This window comes from Paraburkholderia fungorum (assembly GCF_003610895.1).
GTDB lineage: Bacteria > Pseudomonadota > Gammaproteobacteria > Burkholderiales > Burkholderiaceae > Paraburkholderia > Paraburkholderia fungorum_B.
Genome location: NZ_MCAS01000010.1, coordinates 170,332 through 192,773 on the forward strand (window position 1 = coordinate 170,332; position 22,442 = coordinate 192,773).

The following is a 22,442-nucleotide window of genomic DNA, read 5'->3' on the forward strand; positions in this document are numbered from 1 at the left end:
GAGTCCGGCGGCGCGCCGCTGACCCGCCACGCTATCGCTATCAAACCCGACGCACGCAACCGAACCGCACCTACGCCATGACCGATCACACCATGCGCCTTTCCGGCCTCGAGCCGTTCAACGTCACGTCCGGGACGCTCTTCATCAACGTGGGTGAGCGCACCAACGTGACCGGTTCGAAGGCGTTCGCGCGAATGATCCTGAACGACCAGTTCGACGATGCCATCGCGGTCGCGCGGCAGCAGGTCGAAAACGGCGCGCAGATCATCGACGTCAACATGGACGAGGCCATGCTCGATTCGAAGGCGGCAATGGTCCGCTTCATGAATCTGATCGCCTCGGAGCCGGATATTGCGCGCGTGCCGATCATGATCGATTCGTCGAAGTGGGAGGTGATCGAAGCCGGGTTGAAGTGCGTGCAAGGCAAGGCGATCGTCAACTCGATCTCGCTGAAGGAAGGCGAAGAAGCGTTCCGTCATCACGCGAACCTGATCCGCCGTTACGGCGCGGCAGCAGTCGTGATGGCCTTCGACGAACAAGGCCAGGCCGACACCTACCAGCGCAAGACCGAGATCTGCAAGCGCTCGTATGACTTCCTCGTCAATGAAGTGGGCTTTCCGCCCGAAGACATCATCTTCGACCCGAACATCTTCGCGGTCGCCACCGGCATCGAAGAGCACAACAACTACGCGGTCGACTTCATCAACGCCACGCGCTGGATCAAGGAAAACCTGCCGTACGCGAAGATCAGCGGCGGTGTGTCGAACGTGTCGTTCTCGTTTCGCGGCAACGATCCGGTGCGCGAAGCGATCCACACCGTGTTCCTCTATCACGCGATTCAGGCGGGGATGGACATGGGCATCGTCAACGCCGGCCAGCTCGGCGTGTATGCCGACCTCGATCCGGAGTTGCGCGAGCGTGTTGAAGACGTCGTGCTGAACCGCCGTGACGACAGCACCGACCGCCTGCTCGAAATCGCCGACAAGTTCAAGACCGGCGCGGCGAAGAAGGAAGAGAACCTCGAATGGCGTAACCAGCCCGTCGAGAAGCGTCTGTCGCATGCGCTGGTGCACGGCATCACCAACTTCATCGTCGAAGACACCGAGGAAGTGCGCGCCAAGATCGCGGCCGCCGGCGGCCGCCCGATCAATGTGATCGAAGGCCCGCTGATGGACGGCATGAACGTCGTCGGCGACCTGTTCGGCCAGGGCAAGATGTTCCTGCCGCAGGTCGTGAAGTCGGCGCGCGTGATGAAGCAGGCGGTCGCGCATCTGATCCCGTACATCGAAGAAGAAAAGAAGCTGATGGCCGAAGCCGGCGCCGACGTACGCGCGAAAGGCAAGATCGTCATCGCCACGGTGAAGGGCGACGTGCACGACATCGGCAAGAACATCGTCTCGGTGGTGCTTCAGTGCAATAACTTCGAAGTGGTCAACATGGGCGTGATGGTGTCGTGCAACGACATTCTCGCCAAAGCCAAGGTCGAGGGCGCGGACATCATCGGCTTGTCCGGCCTGATCACGCCGAGCCTCGAAGAGATGGCCTACGTCGCGTCTGAAATGCAACGCGACGATTACTTCCGCATCAAGAAGATCCCGCTGCTGATCGGCGGCGCGACCACCTCGCGCGTGCACACCGCCGTGAAGATCGCACCGCATTACGAGGGCCCGGTGGTCTACGTGCCGGATGCATCACGCTCGGTCTCCGTGGCCTCGAGCCTGCTGTCCGATGAAGGCGCGGCGAAGTACGTGGACGACCTCAAAGCCGACTACGACCGTATCCGCGACCAGCACGCCAACAAGAAAGCCCTGCCCATGGTCACGCTCGCCGAAGCCCGCGCGAACAGGACCAAGGTGGATTGGGCGGGCTACCAGCCGGTCAAGCCGAAGTTCATCGGCCGCCGTGTGTTCAGGAACTTCGATCTGAACGAACTGGCGAACTACATCGACTGGGGTCCGTTCTTCCAGACCTGGGACCTGGCCGGCCCGTACCCGGCGATCCTGAACGACGAGATCGTCGGCGAATCGGCCCGCCGCGTGTTCTCGGACGGCAAATCCATGCTCGCGCGGCTGATCCAGGGCCGCTGGCTGCAGGCCAACGGCGTGATCGCCCTGCTGCCGGCCAACACGGTGAACGACGACGACATCGAGATCTATACCGACGAGTCACGCTCGGAAGTCGCGCTCACCTGGCGCAACCTGCGCCAGCAAAGCGTGCGGCCGGTGGTGGACGGCGTGATGCGCCCCAACCGCTCGCTTGCCGACTTCATTGCGCCGAAGGATTCGGGCGTGGCCGACTACATCGGCATGTTCGCGGTCACGGCAGGTCTGGGCGTCGACGTGAAGGAAAAGCAGTTCGAAAAGGATCACGACGACTACAGCGCGATCATGTTGAAGGCGCTCGCCGACCGCTTCGCCGAAGCCTTCGCCGAAGCGCTGCATGCCCGCGTGCGCCGCGATCTCTGGGGCTACGCGAACACCGAAACCCTCTCGAACGACGACCTGATCGCCGAAAAATACCATGGCATCCGCCCGGCGCCGGGCTACCCGGCCTGCCCGGACCATCTCGTGAAGCGCGACATGTTCGATGTGCTGCAAGCCACCGAAATCGGCATGAGCGTGACCGAATCGCTGGCCATGCTGCCGGCGGCCAGCGTCTCCGGCTTCTATCTGGCGCACCCGGACAGCACCTATTTCTCGGTCGGCAAGATCGCCCAGGACCAGCTGGAAGACTACGCAAAACGCATGTCGTTGTCGAAAACAGACGCCGAGCGGGCGCTCGCGCCTTTGCTGTAAGCCTTGCGGGGGGGAACCCACTATATCGGGCGCGCTAGGCTGAATATTTGCGGCAGTGCAATTTTCGGCTTTGTAGACTGAAACGGCTTCAACCCGCCAGACGCGGCCAAAACGCGTCGGCTTATCAAATTGCAATCGTCAACGGAGAGAATCGTATGAAGAAGCTGACGCTGTTATTGACTGCTGTTTCGCTCGCCGCAGGCGCCTCGGTGGCGCTGGCCCAGCCCGCCAGCTCGGTCAGTTCCTATTCGCCGCCTACGCAAAAGCACGTCAAGAAGCCCAAGAAGCAAAAAATGAAGAAGGGTGCGTCGGCACCGATGGCGGCACCCGCGGATGCCGCCAGCCAGTAAGCCAGTTCGGCACAGGGTCGTTCAGGCCCATGAAAGACAAAGAGCCCGCTGCTGCGGGCTCTTTTCATTGATGCGTCACATTGCGTGCTGCGCAACGTGCTCTGCGCCGCGCCGCCTGGCGCGCCGCAAACCACCGGCGAATCACGCCAGAATCAGATACCCCAGACGATATCCGCGTTTTCCTTCTTCGCGGCACGCAGCATGTCGAGGAACGGATACGCGCGCTGGGCGAGTCCCGGCGGGATCTCATGATGCTCGTGGCCGTCTTCACCTTCGTGGAAATGGCCATCGTGCTCGGCGCGTTCCTGTTTGTCGAAGGTGATCGCCGCTTCGAGTTTGCTGATCGCAACGTCAAGTTCGTCGTGGATGATGACGCCACGCTCACCAAGCCGCTTGCCGACAATGCCGACGAGGTATTGGGCGAGATTCTCCAGCATCATCACATCCGGGCAGGCCCGGCATTTAAAAGTAATCAGCATGACTGTTCCCTTTTTCGTTATGTTGGATCGACGCGAGGGCCGCTCAAAACTCGCCGCCGGCGTGCGTTGCGTTGACACGCCGATCAGGCACGGCGGCCACGGCCCTTGGTGGGCATCTCATTGAACATATTAGCACCTGCTAAAATCCGTCTGAACGGAAAAGCGCGCCGCAATGCGCTGTGCCGGGCGTTGTACAGGTGGCGTTGGCTGTGCCGGTTGGTCAAAACCGCGCGCGAGCGCATGCAGCCGTGCCAGGCGCATCGTTGCGCCGCCCCAATGGGCGCAACGTGCCGTATCGCGGCCCGGTGCGTCACGGCCGGCCCAGCGCCGCTTTCCACGCTTCTGACGAATCGGCTGCGCGTCGCGCGCGGCCGCCGCTTCTTCCGCATCACCGGATTGCCTCACTGGACTCGCAACAAGCATGCTGCCCGCACATAAACATACCCTCGAAACACTGCTCGCCGACACGGTGAAGCAGGTCGCTGAAGCAACCCAGGGCGCGAGCGAAGCCGCCTTCGTCTCGCCCACGATCACGCTGGAGCGTCCCAAAGTGGCCGCGCACGGCGACGTCGCCTGCAATGTGGCGATGCAACTCGCCAAGCCGCTGCGCGCCAACCCGCGCCAGCTGGCCCAACAGATCGTCGACGCGCTGCTCGCGCAGCCGCAGGCAAAGGGTCTCGTGGAAGCCGCCGAAGTGGCCGGCCCCGGCTTCATCAACCTGCGCCTCGCGGCGGCCGCCAAGCAGGCGGTGATCGCTGCGGTGTTCGCCGAAAAGGACGGCTTCGGCCGTTCGCAGCGCGACGCCGGCAAGCACGTGCTGATCGAATTCGTCTCGGCCAACCCGACTGGCCCGCTGCACGTCGGCCATGGCCGCCAGGCGGCGCTCGGCGACGCGCTGTCGAACGTGCTGGCTAGCCAGGGCTATGACGTGCACCGCGAGTTCTATTACAACGACGCCGGCGTGCAGATCCACACGCTCGCCGTGTCGACCCAGGCGCGCGCGCGCGGCCTCGCTCCGGGCGACGAAGGCTGGCCGGCTTCGGCCTACAACGGCGAGTACATCGCCGATATCGCGAAAGACTATCTGAACGGCGTCACCGTGGCCGCGAGTGACGGCGAGCCGGTGACGGGCGCGGGCGACGTCGAAGACCTCGACGCGATCCGCCGCTTCGCGGTGGCCTATCTGCGCCGCGAACAGGACATGGACCTGCAGGCGTTCGGCGTGAAGTTCGACCAGTACTACCTGGAGTCGTCGCTGTATAAGGAAGGCCGGGTCGAGAAAACCGTCGAGGCGCTGGTCGCCGCCGGCAAGACCTACGAGCAGGAAGGCGCGCTGTGGCTGCGCACCACCGACGACGGCGACGACAAAGACCGCGTCATGCGCAAGACCGACGGCACCTACACCTACTTCGTGCCGGACGTCGCGTATCACGTCGCCAAGTGGGAACGCGGCTTCACCAAGGTCATCAACGTGCAGGGCTCGGACCACCACGGCACGATCGCGCGCGTGCGCGCCGGCCTGCAGGGCCTCGGCGTCGGCATTCCGAAGGGCTATCCCGACTACATCCTGCACAAGATGGTCACGGTGATGCGCAACGGCGAAGAGGTGAAGATCTCGAAGCGCGCCGGCAGCTATGTGACGGTGCGCGATCTGATCGAATGGTCGGGCGGCGCCACGCCGGGCTCGGAAGCCGCAATCGACCTGATCGACGAAGAGACGATTCGCCGCGGCCGCGACGCCGTGCGCTTCTTCCTGATTTCGCGCAAGGCGGACACGGAATTCGTGTTCGACATCGACCTGGCGCTGAAACAGAACGACGAAAATCCGGTCCACTACGTACAGTATGCGCATGCGCGGATCTGCTCGGTCATCGCCGAATGCAAGGCGCGCTACAACACGGACGAGAGCACGCTGGCCCAGCTGGACGTGTCGCCGCTCACCAGCGAACGCGCCATGGCCTTGCTGAACAAGCTCGCCGAGTTCCCGGACATGCTGGAGCACGCCGCCGACGAACTCGCTCCGCACGCGGTCGCGTTCTATCTGCGCGACCTCGCCGGGGAATTCCACTCGTTCTACAATGACAGAGCCGAACGCGTACTGGTCGACGACGCGGCCGAGCGCAATGCGCGCGTCGCGCTGCTTGCGGCCACCCGTCAGGTGCTGGCCAACGGTCTCGCGACGATCGGCGTCTCCGCTCCCGTCAAGATGTAAGTCCTCCGGCGCAACATGCACGCGGCCGTCGTTATAATCGACGGCCGTTCCAGGATTCTTTTTGCAGGTGATTCATACGATGGCAAAACCACGCCGCACAACAAAGCAATCGCAATCGAAACAAACCGGGGGCACCTTTCTCGGTATCGTGCTGGGCCTGATCGTCGGTCTCGCGATCGCGGTAGTGGTGGCGCTGTATATCACCCGTGCGCCTACGCCGTTCGTCTCGAAGGTCGCGCCGCCGGCCACGCCCGACAACGGCGCAAGCCAGCCGCAGCAATACGACCCGAACCGTCCTCTGCAAGGCAAAACGCCGGGCCAGCCGGTCCCGCAAGCCGCGCAACCGGCGCCGCCTAACACCGCGCCGGGCCAGACCAATTCGCAGACGCAGTCCGGCATGCTGGAAGAACCGCAGATCGTCGAAGTGCCGCCTTCGGGCGATAACGCGAACGGCACGGCAGTCGCACCGAAGCCCGCGCAGGACAACGGCACGGCCACCACGCCGGTGAAAAAACCGCAAGGCTCCAGCGCGCCGGCCGCCACTGCGGCAGGCTCCGCGCCGAAGAGCACGTCGCCCAGCACGGCGGCCAATGCCAAGCCGGGTTCGGGCGCGGCGCCGGTCGCGGGTGACGCGAACACGGGCTACTTCCTGCAAGTGGGCGCCTACAAGACCTCCGCCGACGCCGAACAGCAGCGGGCGCGTCTTGCCTTCCAGGGCTTCGAATCGAAGGTCACGCAGCGCGATGCCGGCGGCGTGACGTACTACCGCGTGCGTATCGGCCCGTTCTCGAAGTTCGAAGACATGAATTCGAGCCGTCAGCGTCTGTCCGACGCGGGTGTGGATACCGCGGTGATCCGCTTTACGAAGCAATAAGCAAACAATAAGCAACGGTGATTTGCCGGAACGCGCCGCCGCCGAACTATCGGCGCGCGGCGCGAGTCACAGGCACAATCGACAAACACAATCGACTAGAACGTCTAACGCCGACATTGAAAACGGTGACGGGCATTTGCGTGGCGCCACCGCTTTATCGCCTACTTGGGTCAACACAACATGAAAAAACTGCTGAGCATTCTGTTCCTCTCGCTGGGCCTGGTTGCCGCCACGGCGCATGCATCGCCGGCCGCGCCGGTTTCCGGCAAGGACTACACCGTGCTGGCCACGCCGCAACCTACGGACGTGCCGGCCGGCAAGATCGAAGTCACCGAATTCTTCTGGTACGGTTGCCCGCACTGCAATGAATTCGATCCGTTCCTCGAAGCCTGGATCAAGAAGCAGGGTCCGGACGTCGTGTTCAAGCGCGTGCCGGTCGCTTTCCGCGACGACTTCATCCCGCATTCGAAAATGTTCCACGCGCTTGACGCACTGGGTCTCGCCCAGCAGCTCACGCCGAAGGTTTTCAACGAAATCCACGTCAACAAGAACTATTTGCTGACGCCGGAAGATCAGACCAAGTTCCTCGCGAAGAACGGCGTCGATCCGAAGAAGTACATGGACGCGTACAACTCGTTCTCGACGCAAAGCGCGTTGCAGAAGGACAAGAAGCTGATGGACGACTACAAGATCGACGGCGTGCCGACGCTGGCCGTGCAGGGCAAGTATGAAACCGGTCCGGCTGCGACCAACAGCCTGCCGGGCACGATTCAGGTGCTCGACTACCTGGTGCAACAGGTCCGCGCCAAGAAGATGTAAAGCCGAGGCGCCGGAATGAGTTCACCCCTGAAGGTTTTCATTACCGGCGCCTCGAGTGGCATCGGCCTCGCGCTCGCCGCCGAATATGCGCGGCGCGGCGCGACTCTCGGCCTGGTTGCCCGCCGCGGCGACGCCCTCGCCGCTTTCCAGCAGTCCCATCCGCAGAATTCCATCTCCACGTATTCCGTCGACGTCCGCGACGCCGAGGCGCTCGCCGAAGCGGCCGCGCAGTTCATCGCGCAGCATGGCTTGCCGGACATCGTGATCGCCAATGCCGGTATCAGCCGTGGCGCGGTCACCGGGCAGGGCGATCTACGCACCTTCCGCGAAGTGATGGATATCAATTACTTCGGCATGGTCGCCACGTTCGAGCCGTTCGCCGCCGCAATGGTGGCTGCGAAGAAAGGCACGCTGGTCGGAATCGCCAGCGTCGCCGGCGTGCGGGGCTTGCCAGGGTCGGGCGCTTACAGCGCGTCCAAATCGGCGGCGCTCAAGTATCTGGAAGCGTTGCGCGTCGAGATGCGGCCGCTGGGCGTCGGCGTGGTCACCATCGCACCTGGCTATATCCGCACGCCGATGACCGAACACAACCCGTACGGCATGCCCTTCCTGATGGACGCCGACCGCTTCGCCGTGAAGGTGGCGGGCGCGATCGAGCGGCAGACTGCCTTCGCGGTATTCCCGTGGCAGATGCGTGTCGCGGCCATGCTATTGCATGTGCTGCCGCGCTGGCTCTACGACCGCGCCTTCGAACGCGCGCCGCGCAAACCCCGCGCCGTCCCCGAATAAATCGAACGCCTCGGCTTTTGCGTGTATCCGCACGACAAGGAGCCGGCACGCACATCCTCAGTCCATATGGATATGCGGATTAAATTGTTGTCGCCACAACCACCCTTCGATAAGCTTTCGCGAGGGCCAAAACGCGCGTGTACGGTATCCGCCAAACCATGCGCTGGCGCCGGAAACGTATCACAATAAAGACGACGGCCAGACCGGCCATCGGTTGCCGTCGCCCGTCAACGGAATATAACCACACAACCAGACGCACTGCCTGACTGCGCTTGTTATGGGAGATCCTATGCGCTTCAAACTGCTCGCAGCCGCCGTACTGTTCACGGCGCCCGCGCTCGTGCTCGCCAAACCGCTGACCGTCTGTACCGAGTCGAGCCCCGACGGTTTCGATGTCGTGCAGTTCAATTCGCTCGTCACGACCAATGCGTCGGCCGACGTGATCTTCAATTCGCTGGTTTCGTACGACGAGGCCGCGAAAAAAGTCGAGCCTTCGCTGGCCGACAAGTGGGACGTGAGCGCCGACGGCCTCACCTATACGTTCCATCTGCGCCCGAACGTGCAGTTCCAGACCACCGACTATTTCAAGCCCACCCGTGCGCTGAATGCCGACGACGTCGTCTTCACGTTCGACCGCATGCTCAACGACAGCAATCCGTGGCACAAGGTGGCGGGCGCGAGCGGCTTTCCGCACGCGCAGTCGATGGGCTTGCCGAAGCTCATCAAGTCGATCAGCAAGGTTGACGACAACACCGTCAAGTTCGAGTTGAACGCACCGGACGCGACCTTCGTATCGATCCTCACAATGGGCTTCGCCTCGATCTATTCGGCTGAATACGCCGACCAGTTGCTCAAGGCCGGCAAACAGGTCGACCTGAATGCAAAGCCGATCGGCACGGGTCCGTTCGAATTGAAGAGCTATACGAAAGACGCGGTGATCCGCTACGACGTGAACCCGACGTACTGGGGTCCGAAACCGAAGATCGACCGCCTGATCTACGCGATCACGCCGGACGCCACGGTGCGCGCGCAAAAGGTGAAAGCGGGTGAATGCCAGATCGCGCTGTCGCCCAAGCCGCAGGATCTCGCCGAAGCAAAGAGCGACAAGTCGCTCGCCATCGTGCAGACACCGGCCTTCATGACCGCCTTCGTCGCACTGAACACGCAGAAGAAACCGCTCGACAACCAGAAGGTGCGCGCGGCCCTGAACATGGCGTTCGACCGCACGACCTATCTGAAGGCGATCTTCGACAATACCGCGACTCCGGCCGTCAATCCGTATCCGCCTAACACGTGGAGCTACGACAAATCAGTGAAGGCGTGGCCGTACGATCCGGTGAAGGCGAAGAAACTGCTCGCGGACGCCGGCTATCCGAACGGCTTCGAAACGACGATCTGGGTACGTCCGAACGGCAGCGTGCTGAACCCGAACCCGAAGGCCGGCGCCGAACTGCTGCAAGCCGACTTCGCGAAGATCGGCGTGAAAGCGGACGTGAAGGTGATCGAATGGGGCGAGTTGATCAAGCAGGCAAAGCAAGGCCAGCATGACACGCTGTTCATGGGCTGGGCCGGCGACAACGGCGATCCGGACAACTATCTGTCGCCGCTCTTCAGTTGCAATGCGGTGAAGTCGGGCATCAACTTTGCGCGCTTCTGCGATCAGGATCTGGACAAGCTGATCGCCGACGGCAAGACAACGCCCGACCAGGCCAAACGCACGAAGGCGTATGAACAGGCGCAGCAGATCATCCACGATCAGGCGCTGTGGATTCCGCTGGGTTATCCGACGGCGGCAGCCATCACGCGCACGAATGTGAGCGGCTATCACGTGAGTCCGTTCGGACGGCAGAACTTTGGGGCGGTGGCGGTGCAGTAAAACCACCGCGTCACCACCGAGTCACGCCACGCTCGATGTTGAGCAACGAAACAGACCCGCTGCCATGCACCGGGTCTGTTTTTTTGTCCTCACCGTTTTGACGTCATCACCCGATCAATGCTTCTGATCGGGCGCGCCGCTAAACCGGATCACTCCGTCTGCATCCTGGTTGCGCGTCAACTCCCCCGCGAGCCACAGCAGATGCAAGTGCGCCAACGCCTCGCCCATCGCGAAGGTCATCTGATGGATGTCGAGTTGGCGCTTGAACATCAGCGGCACGATATCCGCCGCGCTCTGCGGCTTCTGCGCACAGGCCTCGCGCACTTCGGCCAGACGCGCGTCATGATGCTCACGCAATTGCCTGATGCGCGTGCGCACACCGCGAAACGGCTTGCCATGCGACGGCAGCACGAGCGTGTCTTCGGGCATCGTCTCGTAGCGGCCGAGCGATTCCAGATACAGCGCGAGCGGCGTGCCTTCCGGTTCCATGTCGAACACCGAGACGTTCGTCGAAATGCGCGGCAGCACCATGTCGCCGGAGATCAGCGTGCCGGTTTCCTCGCAATACAACGCGCAGTGTTCCGGCGAATGGCCGAAGCCCGTCACCACCCGCCAGGTCTTGCCGCCGATCTTCACGCCATCGGCTTCGCGCAAGCGGCGGTACTGGCTGGGAATCGCCGGCACGAGGCTCGAGTAGTAGCTCGTGCGATTGCGCAGCTTTTCGAGCGACGCCTGATCGTTCAGACCATGCCGCGCAAAATGCCGCGCCGCGCCCTCGCCGCCCGCATTCGAGCCGTCGCCGGCCGCCATTACGCGTGCCTGCATGTATTCACCGAGGGTCGTCCACAAGCGCACGTCCCAGCGCTTCCTGTCGCCGCCACCGCAGATCCAGTGCGCGAGGCCGATGTGGTCCGGATGGCAATGCGTGACGATCACGCGCAGCACCGGCAAACCGTCAAGCACGGAGTCGAACACTTTCTCCCAGTTTTCCTTGATCGTGTCCGACGCAATGCCGCAGTCGACTACCGTCCAACCGCGCTGACCGTCGATTTCATCGCGCAGCAGCCACAGATTGATGTGGTCCAGCGCGAACGGCAGCGGCATGCGCAGCCAGAACACGCCGGGCACGACTTCCATCGCGTGGCCGGCTTCCGGCAAGGTGTCGTTGAACGGGTAGTCGAGTTGATGTTCGAGTGCATTCATTGTGTTTGTCTTCCTCCGTCGGCCGCCCGGCATGGCGAGGTATACGATGCCGGACAGCGTGGTTGCGGCCCGGCCGGGACATACCGGTGCCGTATTGCGCCGTAGTTGCGTTTCGATCAAGTTGACGATAACGTAAACGTCGATTCTATCGTTCAATCCGATTTTCTGCCCGGTCACGGGACGCCCCGATGAACACGCAATACACGATCACCGAGCTCGCGCGGGAATTCGACGTCACGCCACGAGCGATCCGCTTCTATGAAGATCAGGGTTTACTCTCGCCCAGCCGCGAAGGCTCGAGCGGCTTGCGGCGCGTCTATTCAGGCCGCGACCGAACCCGCCTGAAACTCACGCTGCGCGGCAAGCGGCTTGGCTTCACGCTGTCGGAAATCCGCGATTTGCTCGATGTCTATGAGTCGCCAACCGACACCGTGCCGCAATTGCACGCCTTTCTTGCCACGGTGGCACGCCATCGCGACGTGCTCGAACGTCAGCTCGAAGACCTGAACGCGACGCTCGAAGACCTCGCGCAATACGAAGCCCAGGCGCGCACGCTGCTGGAAAGCGGCGCTCGCGGGACCCAGTCCGCGTAAGCCCCGATCAGGCGAATTCGACATGAATCACTTCCCCAAACTGCTGTCGTCCCAGATCGGCTTTGATGTCGCGCAGACGATGCTCGAAGGATTCGATCGGCACTACCGGATTTTCCGCGACGCCGCGATCCATGCCAAAACGCTCTTCGAAGCGGCCGACTGGCATGGGCTGCAAACGCTGGCGCGCGAGCGCATTACCTCGTATGACGATCGCGTCGAGGAATGCGTCGAACTGCTCGAAGACGAATACGACGCCGAAAATATCGACGACGAAGTGTGGCAGCAGATCAAGCTCCACTACATCGGCCTGCTGACCACGCACCGCCAGCCCGAGTGCGCGGAGACGTTCTTCAATTCGGTGTGCTGCAAGATCCTGCACCGTTCGTACTTCAACAACGACTTCATTTTCGTGCGCCCGGCGATCTCGACCGAGTACATCGAAAATGACGAACCGGCGGCGAAGCCGACTTACCGTGCGTATTACCCCGGCAAGGACGGTCTCGCGGCCACGCTCGAGCGCATCGTCACCAATTTCCAGCTGGAGCCGCCGTTCGAGGATCTGACCCGCGACGTCGCGTGCGTGATGCAGACGATCCACGAGGCATTCGGCGTGTTCGACGAAGCGGCCAACTTCCAGATTCATGTGCTCTCGTCGCTGTTTTACCGGAACAAGTCAGCGTATATCGTTGGACGGATCATCAACGGCGATTCGCTGTTGCCGTTCGCCGTGCCGCTGCGCCATGTGAAGCCGGGCGTGCTTGCGCTCGATACGGTGCTGCTCAAGCGCGAACAGTTACTGATCATCTTCAGCTTCTCGCATTCGTACTTTCTGGTGGATATGGAAGTGCCCTCCGCTTACGTCGAATTTCTCGGCACGATCATGCCGGGCAAACCGAAGGCGGAAATCTACACGTCGGTGGGTTTGCAGAAGCAGGGCAAGAATCTGTTCTATCGCGACCTGCTGCACCATCTGAAGCATTCGAGCGATCAGTTCATCATCGCGCCCGGCATCAAGGGGCTCGTGATGCTGGTGTTCACGCTCCCGTCGTTTCCGTACGTATTCAAGCTGATCAAGGACCACTTCCCGCCGCCCAAGGAAACCACGCGCGAGAAGATCAAGGGAAAGTATCAGCTCGTCAAACGGCATGACCGTCTGGGCCGCATGGCCGATACGCTCGAATATTCGAGCGTGGCGCTGCCCCTTTCGCGGCTCGACGAAGCGCTCGTGCGCGAACTCGAAAAAGAAGTGCCGTCCCTGATCGAACACGAGGACGACAACCTGGTGATTCGCCACCTGTATATCGAACGCCGGATGGTCCCGCTCAATCTGTTCCTGCAAAACGGCAGCGACGACGACATCGATCACGGCATCAAGGAATACGGCAACGCGATCAAGGAATTGATGCAGGCGAACATCTTCCCTGGCGACATGCTGTACAAGAACTTCGGCGTGACACGTCACGGCCGCGTCGTGTTCTACGACTACGATGAGATCGAGTACCTGACTGAATGCAATGTGCGCGCGGTGCCGGCGCCACGTAACGAGGAAGACGAAATGTCGGGCGAGCCGTGGTACTCGGTCGGCCCGCACGATATTTTCCCGGAGACATACGGCACGTTTCTGCTCGGCGACCCACGCGTGCGCCGGTCTTTCATGCAGCATCACGCGGACTTTTTCGATCCGGCGCTATGGCAACGGCACAAGGATCATCTCCTGAAAGGCGAACTGCCCGACTTTTTCCCGTACGACAGCAGCGTGCGCTTCTGCATCCGCTATCCGGAACGATTCGCCGATACGGCGCCCGGTCAAGCGAAGAACCAGGCAGACGAGCGCACCGAGCGCGTGGCCTGAACCTGAAGCGCATCATATGGTTCATGCGCTTCATGCGCGGCCCGTATCGCTGAGCGCGCTGTCCGAACCTTATGCAATGACATCGACCGGTCAATCGGTCGAGCAACCGCCCAGACTCATCCATGAATACGAACGATTCTCCCCCTTCCAATCCGCTCGCCCACCTGTTCGACAACAACGACGCGTGGGTGGCCCGCAAGCTGTCCGAAGATCCGGAGTACTTCTCACGCCTCGCGCACCAGCAGACACCCGAATATCTGTGGATCGGCTGCTCAGATTCCCGCGTGCCGGCCAATCAGATCATCGGCCTGCCGCCTGGCGAAGTGTTCGTACACCGAAATATCGCCAACGTGGTGGTGCATACCGATCTGAATTGCCTGTCGGTGATCCAGTTCGCCGTCGACCTGTTGAAAGTCAAGCACATCATGGTGGTGGGTCACTATGGCTGCTCGGGTGTCGCCGCGGCGCTGCACGGCCGGCGCGTGGGTCTCGCGGACAACTGGCTGCATCACGTGCAGGACGTGCGCACCAAGCACGCCGCGCTGATCGAAGAATGGCCGATCGGTGAGGCGCGGCATCGGCGTCTGGTCGAACTCAATGCGATCGAGCAGGTGATGAACGTATGCCGGACCACCATCATCAACGACGCATGGGCACGCGGGCAGGAACTCGCGGTGCACGGCTGGGTGTATGGCGTGCACGACGGCAAGGTGCGCAACCTCGGCATGACCGTCAACGACCCGGCGGCGCTCGATGCAACCTACAGGAATTGCCTCGCCGCGGTATCGGCCGGCGGCGCGTACAAGGAAGACAACGACGCGGCCCAGCTCGGTCAGGTGCCGGCTATCGTCGAAGGTGTGATCAAGGAACTCAAACATGAAGGAGACAAACATGAGTGACACAAAAGCTGATCCGATCGTGATCGTCGGTGTGGCTCGCACGCCGATGGCGGCATTTCAGGGCGATTTCGCAACGCTCACCGCGCCGCAGTTGGGCTCGATCGCTATCGAAGCCGCCGTGCAACGCGCCGGGTTGAAGCCCGAGCAGATCGACGAAGTGGTGATGGGTTGCGTGCTGCCCGCAGGCCAGGGCCAGGCGCCCGCGCGTCAGGCCGCACTGGGCGCCGGCTTGCCGCTCGCCACCGGCAGCACCACGGTCAACAAGATGTGCGGCTCCGGCATGCGCGCGGCGATGTTCGCGCACGACATGCTGGCGGCGGGCTCGGTCGATGTGATCGTCGCGGGCGGCATGGAGAGCATGACCAATGCGCCGTATTTGCTGCCCAAGGCGCGTAACGGCATGCGCATGGGCCACGGCCAGGTTATCGATCACATGTTCTACGACGGTCTCGAAGACGCCTACGAAAAAGGCCGTTTGATGGGCACCTTCGCCGAGGAGTGCGCAGCGTCGTTCGACTTCACGCGCGACGCGCAGGATGCGTTCGCCATCGAGTCCCTGAATCGTGCGAAGCGCGCGAACGAGGACGGCTCGTTCACATGGGAAATCGCGCCGGTAAAGGTGGAAAGCCGCAAGGGCGACGTGACCATCGATCACGACGAGCAGCCGTTCAAAGCGAACCTCGACAAGATTCCGACGCTCAAACCCGCGTTCAGCAAAACCGGCACCGTGACGGCGGCGAACTCGTCGTCGATTTCCGACGGCGCGGCAGCGCTCGTGATGATGCGTGAGTCGACTGCGAAGCGTCTCGGCGTCGAACCGCTTGCTCGCGTGGTGGGCCACGCTACCTTCGCGCAGGAACCGGCTAAGTTCACCACCGCGCCGGTCGGTGCGATTCGCAAGCTGTTCGACAAGAACGGCTGGCAGGCCGACGAAGTGGATCTGTATGAGATCAACGAGGCATTCGCGGTGGTCACGATGGCCGCGATGAAAGAACATCATCTGCCGCATGACAAGGTCAACGTGAACGGCGGCGCCTGTGCGCTCGGCCATCCGATCGGCGCCTCGGGCGCGCGGATTCTCGTCACGCTGATTGGCGCGCTGAGAAAGCGCGGCGGCAAGCGCGGCGTCGCCACGCTGTGCATCGGCGGTGGCGAAGCAACCGCGATGGGCATTGAACTGGTTTGACGCGTTGCTTACGCGCTTGAGAGCTCGAGGTGATTCGATGAAGACAGTGTTGATCGTTGGCGCGTCGCGTGGCATCGGCCAGGAGTTTGTGCGTCAGTACAAGAAAAGCGGCTGGCGCGTGCTCGCCACCGCGCGCGACGGCGCCGCGCTCGACGCGCTGAAAGCTCTCGGCGCGGAGACTTTCTCACTCGACGTCACCGAGCCCGAAGAAATCGCGGCGCTCGCCTGGAAGCTCGACGGCGAACGGCTCGACGCAGCCGTGCTGGTGTCGGGTGTGTACGGCCCGCATACCGAGGACATCGAAACCTTCACGGCCGAAGATTTCGATCAGGTCATGCATACCAACGTGCGCGGTCCGATGCAATTGATGCCGATCCTGCTGCCGCTCGTCGAGGAAGCCGGCGGTGTGTTCGCGGTGCTTTCGAGCAAGATGGGCAGCATCAGCGACGCGAGCGGCACGACCGGGTGGCTGTACCGGGCGAGTAAGGCGGCGCTCAACGACGCGCTGAAAGTCGCGTCGCTGGATACGCGGCGCGCAACCTGTATTTCGCTGCACCCTGGCTGGGTGCGCACCGACATGGGCGGCGCACAGGCGGCGATCGATCCTGCGCGCAGCGTGACCGGCATGCGCGAAGTGCTCGCCCAGGCAGCCGCTGCGCACGACGCGTTCAACGGCCGCTTCTATCAATACGACGGCACGGCGCTCGACTGGTGAAAAGATACGTGAGGAGACTAATGAGGAGACCGAGCCATGGTGCTTGATCAGGATCACCAGATGGTCCGCGACGCGGTGCGCACGTTCGTCCGTGAAGCGGTTACCCCGCACGCGGCGCAATGGGACCGCGAGCGCATCTTTCCGAAGGACGTGCATCGCCAGCTCGCCGAACTCGGCGCGTATGGCGTGCTCGTGCCCGAAGCGTACGGCGGCGCGGGCATGGACGCGCTGGCGCTGGCGTTGATCCTCGAAGAAATCGCGGCGGGCGACGGCGGCACCTCCACCGCGATCTCCGTCAACAATTGCCCGGTGTGCAGCATTCTGCTGACCTACGGCAACGAGGCGCAAAAACGCGACTGGCTCACGCCGCTCGCGCGCGGCGAAATGCTCGGCGCGTTTTGTCTGACCGAACCGCAAGCGGGCTCGGACGCATCCGCGCTGCGTACCACGGCGGCACGCGATGGCGACAGCTACGTATTGAACGGCGTCAAACAGTTCATCACGAGCGGCAAGAACGGCAACGTCGCGATCGTCATGGCCGTGACCGACAAGGCAGCCGGCAAGCGCGGCATCAGCGCGTTTATCGTGCCGACCGATACGAAGGGGTACGTCGTCGCACGGGTCGAAGAAAAGCTCGGCCAGCATTCGTCGGACACCGCCCAGATTATTTTTGAAGACTGCCGCGTGCCGGCCGCGAATCTGATCGGCGCGGAAGGCGAAGGCTATCGGATTGCGCTATCGGGGCTCGAAGGCGGACGCATTGGTATCGCGGCGCAGAGCGTCGGTATGGCGCGCGCCGCGTTCGAGGCGGCGTTGAGCTACGCAAGGGAGCGCGAGAGCTTCGGCCAGCCGCTGTTTTCGCACCAGGCCGTGCAATTCCGCCTGGCCGACATGGCGACTCAACTCGAAGCCGCACGTCAGTTGATCTGGCATGCGGCTTCGCTGAAAGACGCCGGCCAGCCCTGCCTGACTGAAGCCGCGATGGCCAAGCTGTTCGCCTCGGAAGCCGCCGAGCGCATCTGCTCGGCCGCCTTGCAGATTCACGGCGGCTACGGCTATCTGAGCGATTTCCCAGTCGAGCGCATCTACCGTGATGTGCGCGTGTGCCAGATTTACGAAGGCACCAGCGACATCCAGAAGATCCTGATCGCGCGCGGTCTTGCCTGAACGTCTGATGAATAAGCCATTGTTGTCAATGCAACGACCGTCCGACTGCCCATGCGGCGGCACGGCGCCCGATCAACGCAGCGGCGCCAAACCGCCCCGCTTCGCGCAATGTTGCGGCCGCTATATCGACGGCGGCGAAGCCGCGCCGCGCGCGCTCGAACTGATGCGCTCGCGTTACAGCGCGTATGTTGTGGGCGCAACGGATTATTTGCGTGCGACCTGGGCGCAGCACACCTGCCCCACGGATCTCGACGCCGACCCCGCGGCCCCCGACGCGCCGCGTTGGCTCGGACTGCAGATCAAGGCTTTCACCGAAATCGACGCCGATCATGCGAGCGTCGAATTCGTTGCACGGTACAAGGTCGGCGGGCGCGCCCACCGGCTGCATGAACTCAGCCGCTTCGTCCGTGGCGACGACGGGCACTGGCGCTATGTTGATGGTGACGTCAACGAATAGGCTATACCTTCCACAGCCTTACACGACGCACTAACGCAGATCACACCGTGATCACATATGGCCCTCAAACGAGGGCTTTTTTTCGTGTTGGCTCGACGCCACAGCTCATGTGTTGCAACACATTACTTCGTGCAGCCAAACAGCTTACGACAGGCGCTTTACAGCATCCAGGAGGCGAATGCGTCCCGGTTCGCACGCGGCAATTTTTGCGCCACGGGTTCTCCTTGATTGCACAAAACAAAATTGTCATGCCAGGATGAGGCCGTAGGTTTGTGACGTCACATTGCGAGAACAGGTCCATACGGATTCCGCAAAATGCGCAGGCACCTGCCGATAGCCCACCAGCAAGGGCTCCACGGCGGTTCCGGGTGACATGTGTGACGCTCATCATCGGCGCGTGGGGTCGCGTCGGCCGTTTGGGTTCATCCCGTGCGATCTCGATCAGCGTGCGTGCGCATAGCGCACTACGTGCGCGAGTGAGTTTTTGTTTGTCGAAAACGCCGATGAAAGGCAATTGTCAGCGGTGACATTCGACAGACAAGACATCACGGTGTTCAGGGCAGGTTTTTGAGGCAGGTGCGTCAATGGTGTTCAGCAAGGTTTTGACGAAGTGTGCGGTGACGTGTGCAGCGGCGCTGTGCGCTGTCGCGCTCGCGCATGCCGATCCGCTTGCCGACACCCAGGCGGGGCCTCTCACCCGCGCGCACGTGCCGCGCATCGCGCTCGACGACGACGTTTATCTGCCCACCGCCGGCCTGAACGAACAGATCATCCGCGTGCCGGTCGACGCTGCCGGCAACGTCACGCTCGAAACGACGATCTACAAGCCGGACGGCCCGGGCCCGTTTCCGATGATCGTTTTCAACCACGGCAAGATTCCTGGTGATCCGCGTACGCAGGAGCGCAGCGACCCGCTGCCGTTCGCGCGCGAATTCGTGCGTCGCGGTTACGTGGTGGTGGCGCCGAACCGTCAGGGCTTCGGCCATTCGGGCGGCACTTATCAGCAGGATGGTTGCAACGTCAAACGCAACGGTATTGACCAGGCCGGCGACGTGGCCGCGACGATCAATTACATGTCGAAGCAGCCGTACGTGGACGCCACGCACATTGTGGTGGCCGGCACTTCGCACGGCGGTCTGGCGACGATTGCTTACGGTCCCGACGCGGCGCCGGGCGTGCGGGCTTTGATCAATTTCTCGGGTGGTTTGCGGCAGGACGCGTGCGATGACTGGCAGGGCAACCTGACGCGTGCGTTCGGCGCTTATGGCGAGAAAACCAGGGTTCCGTCGCTGTGGTTGTACGGCGATAACGATTCGGTGTGGACGGCGCCGCTGGTGGCCGGCATGTACGCCGCGTATGCCGCACACGGCGCGAGCGCGAAGATGGTGGATTTCGGCAACTACAAGAATGACGCACATCGGCTGGTTGGGGATCGCGATGGCGTGCATGTGTGGTGGCCAGCGGTTGAGGCTTTCCTGGCTCGGGTGGGGATGCCGACTGGCGTGCAGTATCGCGTGGCGGATCCTTCGATGCCTAAGGCGAGTGGGTTTGCTGCGGTTGATGCGGTCGATTCTGTGCCGTATGTCGATGAAGCTGGCCGTAATGGATATCGGAATTTCCTGCATCAGTATCCTAGCCGGGCTTTTGCTGTTTCGGACACGGGTGCGTGGTCGTGGGCCGAAGGTGGCGATGATCCGATGACGGTGGCAATTGCCAATTGCCAGAAGCAGAGTGCGGCGCCCTGCCGGTTGTATGCGGTGAACAACTCCGTTGTTTGGGGGGCTGCAGTTGGGTCTTCGCAGACGGCGGATTCTACTTCGACGGGTTCTGGTGGGGATCAGCGGGCTATTGCTAGTCGGAATTAAGGTTTGGGCCTGCTCGGCGGTTTGTTTGTCTGTGCGTTTGTGGCGTTGGCCTTTTCTTGATCTGATTGCCGTTCGGCGCTTGGTTGTATGCCTGCGGTGTTGGGCTTTCCTTGTTCTGGCTTCTTTGGCCTTTCCTTGATTTGCTAATGGTTTATTAGCGTTGCCCCTGTGCGGGGCGGCACCTACTTTTCTTTGCCTGCCGCAAAGAAAAGATAGGCAAAAGAAAGCGGCTCAAACCGCTATTCTTAAGCGGGTCCCCCGCGCAGCCACGGTAGTGGTGCATCTGGAATCCGTGCTCTCGCACACTCCGCGTCAGTGACACAGCAGTCATTCTTCCGGCGGCGCTGCGCGCGCCGAATGGTTCTTCATAAGAACCCCCGCTCTGTTTTCGTTCCTGCAGTTTGTCCAAACCCCTCACTTGTCGTTGCATCGCAGCAGCATGCACAACTGCGGCCGTGCAGTGAATGCGATGCATCGACATTTCAAGCAGCCGCCCCCCCAGGGTCTGCTCAGTTCCCCACTTGTTGCCACATCGCTGCGGCGCACACAGCTGCTGCCGCGCAGCGAATGCAACGTATCGACATTTCAAGCGGCCCGCCCCCAGGGTCTGCCCAGCTCCCCCACTCGTTGCCACATCGCCGCGGCGCATACAGCTGCTGCCGCGCAGTGAATGCAACGCATCGACATTTCATTTGAAGTGGGGTTCGCCAATGAGTGCGCGAGCGTCTCGCCGAGGCGAAGCCGACGGCCCCCACCGAGCCCAACCGAAGCCCTAGGGTTTCCCTGGCAGACCCATCCGCGACGCACGCAGTGCGGAGTGGGAGCTGATGAGTCCTTTGTCGCTCGCGCGGAGTGTGCGAGGAGACAGATTCCAGATGCACCACTACCGTGGCTGCGCGGGGGACCCGCTTATGAGCTGGCGGTGTGAGCCGCTTTCTTTGCTTATCTTTCTTTGCGGCGGCAAAGAAGGGGGTGTCAGAATTTCCGTGTTCAAGGCGGGTTGAGAATTACACGGATGGTCGAACGAATCGGTCCTCATAAAGTATGGCGAACTGGTTCATGGCGGCCTTCCAGTCATGAGCCGCACGCCCCCAATCGGCAGTGATGTTACGCAATGCAAGCCAGATGAGCTTCGTCGCAGCCTCGTCGGTCGGGAAGTGGCCCCGCGTTTTGATGATCTTGCGCAACTGCGAGTTGATGTTCTCAATGGCGTTCGTCGTGTATATCACCTTGCGAACCGACGGTGGAAACGCAAAGAACGGAATTACGCGATCCCAGGCGTTGCGCCACGCCGCGCTGACCGGCGGGAATTTCTGCCCCCATGGCCCATCAGCAAATGCATCGAGTTCCGCCTGCGCCGCTTCCGCGCTGGGCGCGGTGTAGATCGGGCGGATCGCTGCGGCCAGGCCCCTGCGGTCCTTCCAGCTCGCGTAATCGAGGCTGTTGCGGATCAGGTGAACAATGCAGGTCTGCAGCGTGGTGGCCGGAAACACTGCCGCCAGCGCCTCGGGCATACCCTTCAGACCATCGGTGACGGCGATCAGGATGTCGTTGACGCCGCGCGTCCTGAGGTCGTTGAACACCTTCATCCAGAACTTGGCGCCCTCGGTGTTCTCGATCCACAGGCCGAGGATATCGCGTGTGCCGTCGGGAAGAATGCCCAGCGCAAGGTAGATCGCCTTGTTGCGCACCACGGCGTCTTCGCGGATCTTGACCCGCAATGCGTCGAAGAACACCACCGGATACATCGGCTCAAGCGGGCGGCCCTGCCAGGCCGTCACTTCGGCCATGACCTCGTCGGTAACCGAGCTGATGAAATCAGGCGAGACGTCGGTGCCATACTGTTCGAGCAGAAAGCCTTGTATCTCACGCACGGTCATACCCCGGGCATACATGGCGACGATCTTGTCATCGAAACCCGTGAAGCGCCGTTCGTGCTTGGGAATCAGCAGCGGTTCGAAACTACCGTCGCGATCGCGTGGGATCTCGATACGGATCGGACCGTCCTCGGTCAGGACTGTCTTGGCGCCCGTGCCATTGCGCTGATTGGTGACGGCCGCGGGCTTTGCAGCACCGGACGTGTAGCCGAGATGATGGCTCATCTCGCCACCCAGCGCCCGCTCGATCAGCGCCTTCTTCAAGGACAACGTCGCGGCGTTGATCGCTTCGGCCGTCATCGGCCCGTTGCCGAACTTCTCAAGCAGCTCAGCGGGGATCACCGGCAGTTCTGCCGGCGTAGCTTTCGGTTTGCGAGGCATAGGTTCTCCTGGGGAGAATGATATGCCTTGAACACGAAATTAATGACAGGCCC

17 protein-coding genes and 1 pseudogene are annotated in these 22,442 nt (G+C 62.1%); 15 read left to right on the forward strand and 3 right to left on the reverse strand.

Features of this window, described 5'->3' with window-relative positions; genetic code table 11:
* Positions 1 to 17: 17 nt before the first annotated feature.
* Both metH and BCY88_RS11935 read left to right on the forward strand, forming a co-directional pair.
* A pseudogene (gene metH, locus BCY88_RS11930) lies at positions 18 to 2,795 on the forward strand (methionine synthase); the annotation flags it as partial.
* 155 nt (positions 2,796 to 2,950) lie between these two features.
* On the forward strand, positions 2,951 to 3,145 hold the full coding sequence (locus tag BCY88_RS11935) for an acid-shock protein (RefSeq protein ID WP_120344438.1): 195 nt from the start codon (positions 2,951 to 2,953) through the stop codon (positions 3,143 to 3,145).
* Between the two features lie 152 nt (positions 3,146 to 3,297).
* On the opposite strand, the gene BCY88_RS11940 is transcribed toward BCY88_RS11935, so the two are convergent.
* Positions 3,298 to 3,624, reverse strand: a complete 327-nt coding sequence (locus BCY88_RS11940) for a DUF1840 domain-containing protein (RefSeq protein ID WP_120344439.1) — start codon at positions 3,622 to 3,624, stop codon at positions 3,298 to 3,300.
* 421 nt (positions 3,625 to 4,045) lie between these two features.
* Here BCY88_RS11940 and argS point away from each other — a divergent pair, with 421 nt between their 5' ends.
* The 5 genes from argS (at position 4,046) to BCY88_RS11970 (ending at position 10,194) form a co-directional block, all read left to right on the forward strand.
* Positions 4,046 to 5,836: an arginine--tRNA ligase gene (gene argS / locus BCY88_RS11950; RefSeq protein WP_120344441.1), complete on the forward strand. Its 1,791-nt coding sequence runs from the start codon at positions 4,046 to 4,048 to the stop codon at positions 5,834 to 5,836.
* 61 nt (positions 5,837 to 5,897) lie between these two features.
* On the forward strand, positions 5,898 to 6,710 hold the full coding sequence (locus tag BCY88_RS11955) for an SPOR domain-containing protein (RefSeq protein WP_120344442.1): 813 nt from the start codon (positions 5,898 to 5,900) through the stop codon (positions 6,708 to 6,710).
* Positions 6,711 to 6,890: 180 nt separating this feature from the next.
* On the forward strand, positions 6,891 to 7,529 hold the full coding sequence (locus BCY88_RS11960; protein ID WP_120344443.1) for a thiol:disulfide interchange protein DsbA/DsbL: 639 nt from the start codon (positions 6,891 to 6,893) through the stop codon (positions 7,527 to 7,529).
* Positions 7,530 to 7,544: 15 nt separating this feature from the next.
* Entirely contained in the window at positions 7,545 to 8,318 is a 774-nt protein-coding gene (locus BCY88_RS11965; RefSeq protein WP_120344444.1) for an SDR family oxidoreductase, read from the forward strand.
* Between the two features lie 289 nt (positions 8,319 to 8,607).
* Positions 8,608 to 10,194: an ABC transporter substrate-binding protein gene (locus BCY88_RS11970; RefSeq protein ID WP_120344445.1), complete on the forward strand. Its 1,587-nt coding sequence runs from the start codon at positions 8,608 to 8,610 to the stop codon at positions 10,192 to 10,194.
* Between the two features lie 114 nt (positions 10,195 to 10,308).
* On the opposite strand, the gene BCY88_RS11975 is transcribed toward BCY88_RS11970, so the two are convergent.
* On the reverse strand, positions 10,309 to 11,397 hold the full coding sequence (locus BCY88_RS11975) for an MBL fold metallo-hydrolase (protein ID WP_120344466.1): 1,089 nt from the start codon (positions 11,395 to 11,397) through the stop codon (positions 10,309 to 10,311).
* A 188-nt stretch (positions 11,398 to 11,585) separates the two neighbouring features.
* Here BCY88_RS11975 and BCY88_RS11980 point away from each other — a divergent pair, with 188 nt between their 5' ends.
* From BCY88_RS11980 to BCY88_RS12020, 8 genes are all read left to right on the forward strand, one after another.
* On the forward strand, positions 11,586 to 11,990 hold the full coding sequence (locus BCY88_RS11980; protein ID WP_120344446.1) for a MerR family transcriptional regulator: 405 nt from the start codon (positions 11,586 to 11,588) through the stop codon (positions 11,988 to 11,990).
* Positions 11,991 to 12,012: 22 nt separating this feature from the next.
* A complete protein-coding gene (aceK, locus tag BCY88_RS11985) occupies positions 12,013 to 13,842 on the forward strand; it encodes a bifunctional isocitrate dehydrogenase kinase/phosphatase (RefSeq protein ID WP_120344447.1) in 1,830 nt (609 codons plus the stop codon).
* 122 nt (positions 13,843 to 13,964) lie between these two features.
* Complete coding sequence (can, locus tag BCY88_RS11990; protein ID WP_120344448.1) at positions 13,965 to 14,741, forward strand: carbonate dehydratase; 777 nt, start codon at positions 13,965 to 13,967, stop codon at positions 14,739 to 14,741.
* The gene (locus BCY88_RS11995; RefSeq protein ID WP_183081343.1) at positions 14,719 to 15,927 is read left to right on the forward strand and encodes an acetyl-CoA C-acetyltransferase; all 1,209 of its coding nucleotides are present in this window, start codon (positions 14,719 to 14,721) and stop codon (positions 15,925 to 15,927) included. Before can ends, BCY88_RS11995 begins: the two co-directional genes overlap by 23 nt.
* 37 nt (positions 15,928 to 15,964) lie before the next feature.
* Positions 15,965 to 16,642, forward strand: a complete 678-nt coding sequence (locus BCY88_RS12000) for an SDR family oxidoreductase (RefSeq protein ID WP_120344450.1) — start codon at positions 15,965 to 15,967, stop codon at positions 16,640 to 16,642.
* 36 nt (positions 16,643 to 16,678) lie between these two features.
* Positions 16,679 to 17,809 carry an acyl-CoA dehydrogenase family protein gene (locus BCY88_RS12005; protein WP_120344451.1) on the forward strand — a complete coding sequence of 377 codons (1,131 nt, stop codon included), beginning with the start codon at positions 16,679 to 16,681 and terminating at the stop codon, positions 17,807 to 17,809.
* Positions 17,810 to 17,816: 7 nt separating this feature from the next.
* Positions 17,817 to 18,266, forward strand: a complete 450-nt coding sequence (locus BCY88_RS12010) for a YchJ family protein (RefSeq protein ID WP_120344452.1) — start codon at positions 17,817 to 17,819, stop codon at positions 18,264 to 18,266.
* A 584-nt stretch (positions 18,267 to 18,850) separates the two neighbouring features.
* A complete protein-coding gene (locus BCY88_RS12020; protein ID WP_120344454.1) occupies positions 18,851 to 20,131 on the forward strand; it encodes a dienelactone hydrolase family protein in 1,281 nt (426 codons plus the stop codon).
* Between the two features lie 1,007 nt (positions 20,132 to 21,138).
* On the opposite strand, the gene BCY88_RS12025 is transcribed toward BCY88_RS12020, so the two are convergent.
* Entirely contained in the window at positions 21,139 to 22,389 is a 1,251-nt protein-coding gene (locus tag BCY88_RS12025) for an IS256 family transposase (RefSeq protein ID WP_120342987.1), read from the reverse strand.
* Between the last annotated feature and the right edge of the window lie 53 nt (positions 22,390 to 22,442).